The 7531-nt window shown below is 61.6% G+C and carries 8 protein-coding genes and 1 pseudogene; 3 read left to right on the top strand and 6 right to left on the bottom strand.

Annotated elements, in window-relative coordinates; genetic code table 11:
* Positions 1-202 precede the first annotated feature (202 nt).
* On the bottom strand, positions 203-547 hold the full coding sequence (locus tag EYB53_RS24495; protein ID WP_167857607.1) for a DsrE family protein: 345 nt from the start codon (positions 545-547) through the stop codon (positions 203-205).
* Between the two features lie 224 nt (positions 548-771).
* Here EYB53_RS24495 and EYB53_RS24490 point away from each other — a divergent pair, with 224 nt between their 5' ends.
* The 3 genes from EYB53_RS24490 to EYB53_RS24475 all read left to right on the top strand — a co-directional run bounded on the left by EYB53_RS24490 (position 772) and on the right by EYB53_RS24475 (position 3491).
* On the top strand, positions 772-1173 hold the full coding sequence (locus tag EYB53_RS24490; protein ID WP_135482099.1) for a hypothetical protein: 402 nt from the start codon (positions 772-774) through the stop codon (positions 1171-1173).
* A 278-nt stretch (positions 1174-1451) separates the two neighbouring features.
* On the top strand, positions 1452-2126 hold the full coding sequence (locus tag EYB53_RS24480; protein ID WP_167857606.1) for a c-type cytochrome: 675 nt from the start codon (positions 1452-1454) through the stop codon (positions 2124-2126).
* A 960-nt stretch (positions 2127-3086) separates the two neighbouring features.
* Positions 3087-3491 carry a VOC family protein gene (locus EYB53_RS24475; RefSeq protein ID WP_135482094.1) on the top strand — a complete coding sequence of 135 codons (405 nt, stop codon included), beginning with the start codon at positions 3087-3089 and terminating at the stop codon, positions 3489-3491.
* 160 nt (positions 3492-3651) lie between these two features.
* On the opposite strand, the gene EYB53_RS24470 is transcribed toward EYB53_RS24475, so the two are convergent.
* The 5 genes and pseudogenes from EYB53_RS24470 to EYB53_RS24450 form a co-directional block, all read right to left on the bottom strand.
* A complete protein-coding gene (locus EYB53_RS24470) occupies positions 3652-4029 on the bottom strand; it encodes a YbgC/FadM family acyl-CoA thioesterase (RefSeq protein WP_135482092.1) in 378 nt (125 codons plus the stop codon).
* 784 nt (positions 4030-4813) lie between these two features.
* Entirely contained in the window at positions 4814-5296 is a 483-nt protein-coding gene (locus EYB53_RS25865) for an arsenate reductase/protein-tyrosine-phosphatase family protein (protein ID WP_135482090.1), read from the bottom strand.
* A gap of 62 nt (positions 5297-5358) precedes the next feature.
* A pseudogene (locus EYB53_RS26830) lies at positions 5359-5505 on the bottom strand (hypothetical protein); the annotation flags it as partial.
* Between the two features lie 398 nt (positions 5506-5903).
* The gene (locus tag EYB53_RS24455; RefSeq protein ID WP_135482088.1) at positions 5904-6128 is read right to left on the bottom strand and encodes a type II toxin-antitoxin system MqsA family antitoxin; all 225 of its coding nucleotides are present in this window, start codon (positions 6126-6128) and stop codon (positions 5904-5906) included.
* 676 nt (positions 6129-6804) lie between these two features.
* The coding region (locus tag EYB53_RS24450) for a tetratricopeptide repeat protein (RefSeq protein ID WP_135482086.1) at positions 6805-7531 on the bottom strand (727 nt) is incomplete at its 5' end.

Genomic DNA, 7531 nt, shown 5'->3' with positions numbered 1-7531 from the left:
GCAAGACGATGCCCCTGGATCGCGTGATCGAGCTCGCCCTGTCAGACGACGAACAGGAGTCGCCTGCACCGACCGTCTCGTAGCAATCACCCTCCGGCGGGGGGAGCAGGTGACGGAGCGCACCGGAAGGTGATGCCGCTGAGCGGTACGGCATGGCGTAACCATCACATCCTGCTGGTCAAGGTCTATGACCGTACCGCCCCTACAGCGTGATCACCTTCTGGGCACCCCACTGGGCTGCGATGATGTCAGGCATGCCGCCGATCACCCCGACGGCCAGTTGTTCGGTCAGGCCATAATAATCGAGACAGGTGAGACAGCTGATGACGTGGACGCCCCGAGCCTCCAACGCCTGAAGTTCGGCGAGCACGGGCGAGCCGTGGACGACGAGCTTGACTCCCTCGGTGTAGACGCAGATGGCGGCGGGGAGGCTGTTGTTTTCGTTGAGGAGACGCAGGTACGTCGCCAGCAACTTTTGCTGCAGGGCCGGGTCGGTCTCGCCCATCCCGGCGCGGTTGATCAGGATCACGGTCGTCATGTCATGCATTGATCGTCTCCTCAGCGCAATGAAGTGATCGAACCCGTGCTGCCGGGGGTGCACAGCCCCACGCGATACGGGTGGCCTCACCATTGTACCCGATGTTACCTGATGCACGGCGGCGGTGCGCCACGGGGAGCTGTGGTGCTGCTCTGCGTTCTGGGCAACTATAGTGATATAATTACGCCCATCCAAAACCATCGCCCGCAGGCAAAGGCGCATCAATGATAGGAATGCATGGTAAGCGACAAAATCGGTCGATTTTCCTGCCGCTCGTGCCTCGCACTGCGACGGTGATCAGCTGCGCTGCTGCCTTGCTCATCGGCTTCATCAACCCCATCCTGTGCCTCATCCACTGCGCGTTTTCCCACCAGCACGCAACGCTGACGAGCGAACAGCAGATCTTTCTCTGCGACCTCGGACCTAGAATAACATCCAGCATAAGCGCCCCCTTCTCGGCGGTCTGGAGCAACCCTCGCGCTGTGTACCCAGCCCTCCAGGTTGCCCCGCCGATGCTGGTCGTCATCTTCATCGTCGTGCTCAGGCTTGATTTCCTCATCGCTGCGGTGCGTATCTATCTCCCGCCACCCAGCTTCCCTCCGCCAAAAGTGCGCCCCCACCTCACGGTGCGCTGAAATCGTTGCGTGTGCCTACCGTTCTGCACTCTGCGCTTGACGCTCTGCGCTTTGCGCTCTGCGCTTGACGCTCTGCGTTCTGCGTTCTGCGTTCTGCGCTTGACGCTTTGCGCTCTGCGCTCTGCGTTCTGCGCTTGACGCTCTGCGCTTGACGCTTTGCGCTTTGCGCTTTGCGCTTTGCGCTCTCCTGTCAGGTAGCGCCCGTGATTCAGTGCATCGACCATCAATCAGCACGAAATGATGTTCCTCACGTTACCATTTTTTATGGAGGTATGCATATGAGTTGGCGTCCAACAAACCACGATCGCCGTGGGTCGTCATCATCTCGCTCTGGGCGCACAGAGCCCTCACTGCTCAATCCCACGCTGCTGATCCTGATCGGTGCCGCCCTAGTTCTGGGACTGGTTGGCGTTGGGTTGATCGTTGTTTTCGGCGGAGGGATGGGCCAGCAAGCTACGACGGCCATGCCACCGCAGCCAGTCGCTGCCACCCTGCCGCCAGCCTCGACCGCGACAACTGTGCCGACCGCGACCCCGGCCCCGACCGTTGCTGCCCGTAGCCGTGCGACGCAAGCCACTGCGGCACCCGTCAGCGCTGCCGAGGCCGGACCGGTGGAGACCACCGGCGATGCCGCTGCGGGGGCCGTCCTCTTCGCCGCCCTGCCGTCCGAGGCCATCGCCGTAGGCGGGATCAACTGCAACATCTGCCACAATATCGCTCCGGGGAGCAGCACCCTCGTGGGGCCGAGTCTGAGCGGTATTGGCGCTACGGCCGCCTCACGCCAGCCTCACCTGAGTGCCGCGCAGTACCTGCGCGTCTCAATCATCAACCCAAACGCCTATCTCGTGGACGGCTTTGCTGCAGGAACGATGCCAGCCGTCTATCAACAGCAACAGGGGCTCACCCCAGCGCAGATTGAAGATCTGGTGGCCTACATGCTGACCTTGCCGTAACGGCTCTTCGCATTGCCGTGCAGGCATCACGAAGCCGCTCAGGGAGGGTCTCCCTGAGCGGCTTTGTTGTAACGTCACTGTCGTTGGGGCTGTGTACCGCCACGCTCCTGTTCCATGCGGGCCAGGAGTGGGACTGTGGCGCGCCACTGGCTTAGTCTCCGCATCCCAACTGCGCCTTCCTTCGGGGGAACGACTGCGTTGGCCTGACGCTTGAAGTGGGGAAAGTATGGCATCTAGACCTGCTCAGAGCGCGTCTTCCACAACCATGCCACAAACACCGCAGCAAAGATCACATTGCCCTGGATCGTGATCAGCAGGATGATCGATCTTTGCTGGCTATGATAGCATGCGGCGTCCCTGGGGCAAGCCGTGAGCCTAGAGCGATAGGGCTGATGCAAAGTCCGTCTGATCGTCCGCAGATTACGCAGATTACGCAGATTAGGGCTTCCGCATCTGCGTAATCTGCGTAATCTGCGGACACTATCGAACCCTCCTGGGACTTTGCATCAGCCCTGCCTGGAGCGAGCCGGCGCAGGCCGAATTCGCCCACCGTCGCCGAGCAGTTGACGGCGACGGTGGGGGCGCTCCGCCGGTCTGGCGGCACTCACCAACGCAAGAGAGGTCATCACCCTACGGAGGATCGCAGGGCGATTGCATCTTCCGTGAATGCACCCGCCAGGGCACCCGCAAGGGGTGCCCGTACACCGGATCCGGCCCCCGGCCGGTAGGGGCACCCCTTGCGGGTGCCCTGATAGCGCGTCTTTTTGTATCCGGTTTCGTATGATGCAATCGCCCTGCGGAGCATCGTCTCGTGGCTTCCTATCTTCTGAGCCAGATGGTACAATGGCCCTCGCGGATAGAGGTAACGCAGAAGAAGGTGCCGGAAACCAGGCGTTTGGCTAGTGCTGACGGATTGTCAATGGCAAATGGTCGCCGTTAGGGCGCAAAACAGGAGCACGCATGAAGTTTGGTTACACCATCATTTATGTTCCCAATGTCGGTGCATCGTTGGCCTTCTTTGAACGTGCCTTTGGGCTCGCACGACGCTTTCTTCACGAGTCTGGCGACTACGGCGAACTTGAAACGGGAGCAACCACGCTCGCGTTCGCATCGCATGCCTTGGGGCACATGAACCTGCCCAACGGGTTTGTTGCGGCAAGCGAATCCAGGACGCCCCTTGGCGTTGAAGTTGCGCTGGTGACGCCCACGGTCGCTGACGCCCACACGAAAGCCCTGGCTGCGGGCGCGACCGAACTGAAAGCGCCTGAGGCGAAGCCGTGGGGCCAGGTGGTCTCGTATGTCCGCTGCCCAGATGGCACGTTGGTTGAAATCTGCTCACCGATTGATGCTGACCCTGCGGCATAATTACGCTCGTCCAGCCGACGGCACAAGAGGTACCCGTCGGGCCAGACGACACCGCAGAAGAGCTGAAACACGCGAGCCTCGCGCATCAGGTTGGCAACATCGAAGACCGATGGGGCGGCGTCGTACATCACCAGTGCGACGATGAGCCCAGAGAGCAGGGTCAGCCCGCCCCAAACGCTGGAAATTCGCGGAGTTGCTGCTGCGAATTGACGCATACAATATCGACCTCAGCCTCGACAAGGAGGTCGCCACGGCACTCGATGCGTTGGCGAAAGCGCGCGCGATATGCCGATGTTAAACGAAAGGCCGACACAACCTCGACCATATCGCCCAACGTCGCCGCTTTCTTGAACTTCATCGTGAGCGCATAGACGACAAAATAGAAGCCTTCGCGGTTCCATTGCTCGATCGGCTTGCCTTGGGCTCCCACAAATTCGCTCCGCCCCCGTTCAAGATACTTCAGATAATTGGCATAGTAGACAACTCCCAGGCTATCGGTGTCTTCGTAGTAGACTTTGTAGGCGACGCGATGATCCATCCTTGAACTCCTAAGCTAAACCATCCACAACCAAGGAGGTGACTGTTTACCCGTATCCTGGGAGCGAGGGCGTCCTGCCCTCGGCATGCCTTCGAGCGCGGGAGGCTCTTGCTTCCAGGCTGGTCTGTTCCTCCACATCTGAACACGAGCCCAACGCGAGCCGCATATGAGCAACATCTTCCTCATTCTGTCGAGGTGAGATGCCGCATTATACGCGAGGACAGCGTTTCAGAAGTCCACCGTGCGTTGCTAGGAGCACGGGCGACCCGCACGAATGTGGTGCCGGATGTACGCATGAGGGGCTTGCGCGGGGGGATGGTGGGGTTCGGGGCTGTGGATTTTCATCAGCAAGATCCTGAAGTATCATCGGCATCGCACGTTGTCGTCGCGGCGTAGACGCCGACGGCGTGGGCACATAGGGGCGCTCCGCAGGTCTGACTGCTGAAATCAACTCACCGACGTTCAGCGGGTCGATGGAGTCACCAGGGGATCGTTCATCGCCAGACATTGCGTTCGTTGCACTCCGCACGGTATTGCTTCGTGCGCCCATGGTAGTTGCTGCGCCGCCGAGAGTCACGTAGGGGCGCAGCAGCCCCTGCGCCTCCGTTGATCACATCGTCGCCCCCATCGCTGTTGCGCCCTGCCGGGGGTGAGGATCGGCCCCATTCCCATGATCACCCCGGTGCTTTGCGCCTTTGCGCCTTTGCGTCAAAAAAGCGGTGGTTGCTGTTCTTTGTTCCCCGAAAGCGGGTTGGACGATCTGGCTGGATCGTCTAACCGTCAATCATCCCAGATCATCCAAGAACTTCGACGCCGGAGCGCCGCCACGCACCAGGAGATGCTCGCGTGACAGGAGGGCCGTGACCTCGCGCTCAATCGCCGCAAGGGCACACGCTGGCGTGAGATCGCCGACGTCGGCGATGTGCCAGTACGTGATTCGATCGCTCCACGCGGGAAAGCGCTCAATGATCAGCGGTTGATGCTCACGCTCATCCAAGGCGATGTGGCGGTGCGCCCTGGCGAAATCCTCCTCGCTGGCCTGGGTGGGCACGGGGATGGTGGGCGTCACTGTCACGCCACGTTGCGCTAGGCCGTTCAGGACGAGTGGTGAGATCGGGCCAACGTTGCCACTGCCTCGTTCGAGGGCCAGGGCGCGCGAGAACGCCGTCCAGGGCAGACCAAGCGCGTGCGCTCGCGCATTAAACAGGTATTCAGCGAAGCGACTCCGATAGTAGTTGCCAGTACAGAGAAACAGCAGCGTCTGCATCGTATGAACCTCGTAGAGAATGAGGGAGAAGTCCGTCCAGCTAGCCGTGTAACCGAAGTGGTCACCTCCTCAACGTCCTGATCGAGGCACGGCTTTTCCTGCTCATCAAGCCCCAACTTGGCGAGACGGCTCTCGTAGGAGATGGGGACGGTGGCTCCGTCCTGCACGGCACGCTGGATGTCGTAGATGCTGATGTAGTCGCCAAACACACAAGCACCAGTGCCATGAAAATCTGATCACCCTGCGCTCATGGAACCAATGCAAACATCGCCCGCCAAGTCTGCACTGCGTATCGTAGCGCCGGGAGGGGCAAGGGTTGCGTTGGTGCGCAACTCAGCTTACCCAACAGGATCCGCGTCGTCCATGCAGCGCCAGCACCGCTGCATCTTTTGACGCCAAGGCGCGAAGGCGCAAAGCTTCGGGCAACTGGGGTGGGCGGTACCACGCGGTGTTTTTTGACGCCAAGGCGCGAAGGCGCAAAGCTTCGGGCAACGGAGGTGGGCGGCACCAGTCTCGTCATGCGCGCGAGCGTCCCTCATGATCCTCTGCGCCTTTGCGCCTTGGCGTCTTTGCGTCAAACCTGGCCATGAGGCTCACGCAGCCAGCATCACGCGGCATAATCGCGCACATCCACCTGGGTCCCCACGGCAGCGAGGTGCTCGGCAGTCGTGAGCAACGTCCTTGCCGCCTCTTCATTGACGTAGGCTTCGCCACAGTTGGGACAGATCTGGGCCGGGACGCCACGGACAACAAAGGTCAGTTTCCCCCGCGTGAGGGTCACCGTCGTGGTGCCAGGCGCTGTCTCGGCCTGACGACAGATAACACACGTCATGGGCGTTTCCTTTTGAAATCAGCTTCCCACAAGGCTGGATCAGGCTCATAGGCGGTAATGATAATGATTTCGCCCTCCAACCGCGCCCCCTCGACAAACTGTTGCTCCACTGCGCACCAACGCATCCATTTCCTGTTCAAGCGCGAAGCATGACCACTTCATCAGTTGAACCGGTGCTACAGCGCGACCTGCCTGTTGCAAAAGGAGCAAGACAGCTTTTTGGCGATTGAGCATCTGAAATAATCCGCAGATCGAAGGTTCGATGACCCTATTATGGCATGCGTACCAGCGTATCGCAACGTTCTTGCCGCAACAAAAGCCAACCCCATCGACAATGGGGACACCAAGGCTCGTTCGGCGTATGCACCGTGCCTAAGCAACGCCAGCACCGCTGCACGTTTTGACGCCAAGGCGCGAGGGCGCAAAGCTTCGGGCAACTGGGGTGGGCGGCACCACGCTGCATGTTTTGACGCCAAGGCGCGAGGGCGCAAAGCTTCGGGCAACTGGGGTGGGCGGCACCAGCCTCGTCATGCGCGCGAGCGTCCCTCATGATCCTCTGCGCCTTTGCGTCTTGGCGTCAAACCTGGCCGAGCGGGTACCGTCGTGGTGCCAGGCGCTGTCTCGGCCTGACGACAGAGAACACACGTCATGGACGTTTCCTTCAAGCTCGTTCGGCTTATGCACCGTGCTCAAGCAGTGCCAGCACCCGCTCGATCAGCGCGGTGTCTTGCTCGTCGAGGCCCGCCACGAGCGCTTCCCGCTCCCGCTCCCCTGCCCAGATGCGCTCGACGGGTTCGCGCAGCCTCAAGCCCTGCTGCTCAAGGTGCGCCAGGGCCGCTGTGACTTCCTGCCGTGGCGCATCGTCACCGGTGGCAACGGCGGCAATGGCCCCGAGGAGCGCGGTGACGTCGCTGGGCGGCAGGGCCGCCGTTCCCCTGAGGCGTTCCTGTATGGCAGCCAGACTTCGGCGTGAGCGCTGCGTGTCGGGGTGGTCAGGCCCGAGGCGGGCTTCGCGGATCGCAAGCGCCCGGCCCATTAGCCGCTCGGCGGTCTGGACATCGTTCTGGTCGTAGTAATTGAGTGCGAGGTTGTTGAGGCTGGTGGCGGTGTCAGGATGGTCAGGGCCGAGCACGCGCTCGCGGATGGCCAGGGCGCGTTCGAGGAGCGGGCGGGCCGCGTCGTACTGCCCCTGCGCGTGGTACAGCACGGCGAGGCTGTCCAAGCTGGTGGCGGTATCGGGATGCTCGGGGCCGAGCACGCGCTCGCGGATGGCCAGGGCGCGTTCGAGGAGCGGGCGGGCCGCGTCGTACTGCCCCTGCGCGTGGTACAGCACGGCGAGGCTGTCCAAGCTGGTGGCGGTATCGGGATGCTCGGGGCCGAGCACGCGCTCGCGGATGGCCAGG

Source organism: Candidatus Chloroploca mongolica, assembly GCF_004762035.2.
Lineage (GTDB): Bacteria > Chloroflexota > Chloroflexia > Chloroflexales > Chloroflexaceae > Chloroploca > Chloroploca mongolica.
The sequence above is the reverse complement of the archived record's forward strand: the minus strand, read 5'-3'. Positions and strand labels throughout refer to the sequence as shown.

Bases quoted from the DNA above. Each gene is read 5' to 3' on its own strand.
- EYB53_RS24495 (WP_167857607.1), bottom strand. From the start codon at position 547: ATGCATGACATGACGACCGTGATCCTGATCAACCGCGCCGGGATGGGC.
- EYB53_RS24490 (WP_135482099.1), top strand. From the start codon at position 772: ATGCATGGTAAGCGACAAAATCGGTCGATTTTCCTGCCGCTCGTGCCT.
- EYB53_RS24480 (WP_167857606.1), top strand. From the start codon at position 1,452: ATGAGTTGGCGTCCAACAAACCACGATCGCCGTGGGTCGTCATCATCT.
- EYB53_RS24475 (WP_135482094.1), top strand. From the start codon at position 3,087: ATGAAGTTTGGTTACACCATCATTTATGTTCCCAATGTCGGTGCATCG.
- EYB53_RS24470 (WP_135482092.1), bottom strand. From the start codon at position 4,029: ATGGATCATCGCGTCGCCTACAAAGTCTACTACGAAGACACCGATAGC.
- EYB53_RS25865 (WP_135482090.1), bottom strand. From the start codon at position 5,296: ATGCAGACGCTGCTGTTTCTCTGTACTGGCAACTACTATCGGAGTCGC.
- EYB53_RS24455 (WP_135482088.1), bottom strand. From the start codon at position 6,128: ATGACGTGTGTTATCTGTCGTCAGGCCGAGACAGCGCCTGGCACCACG.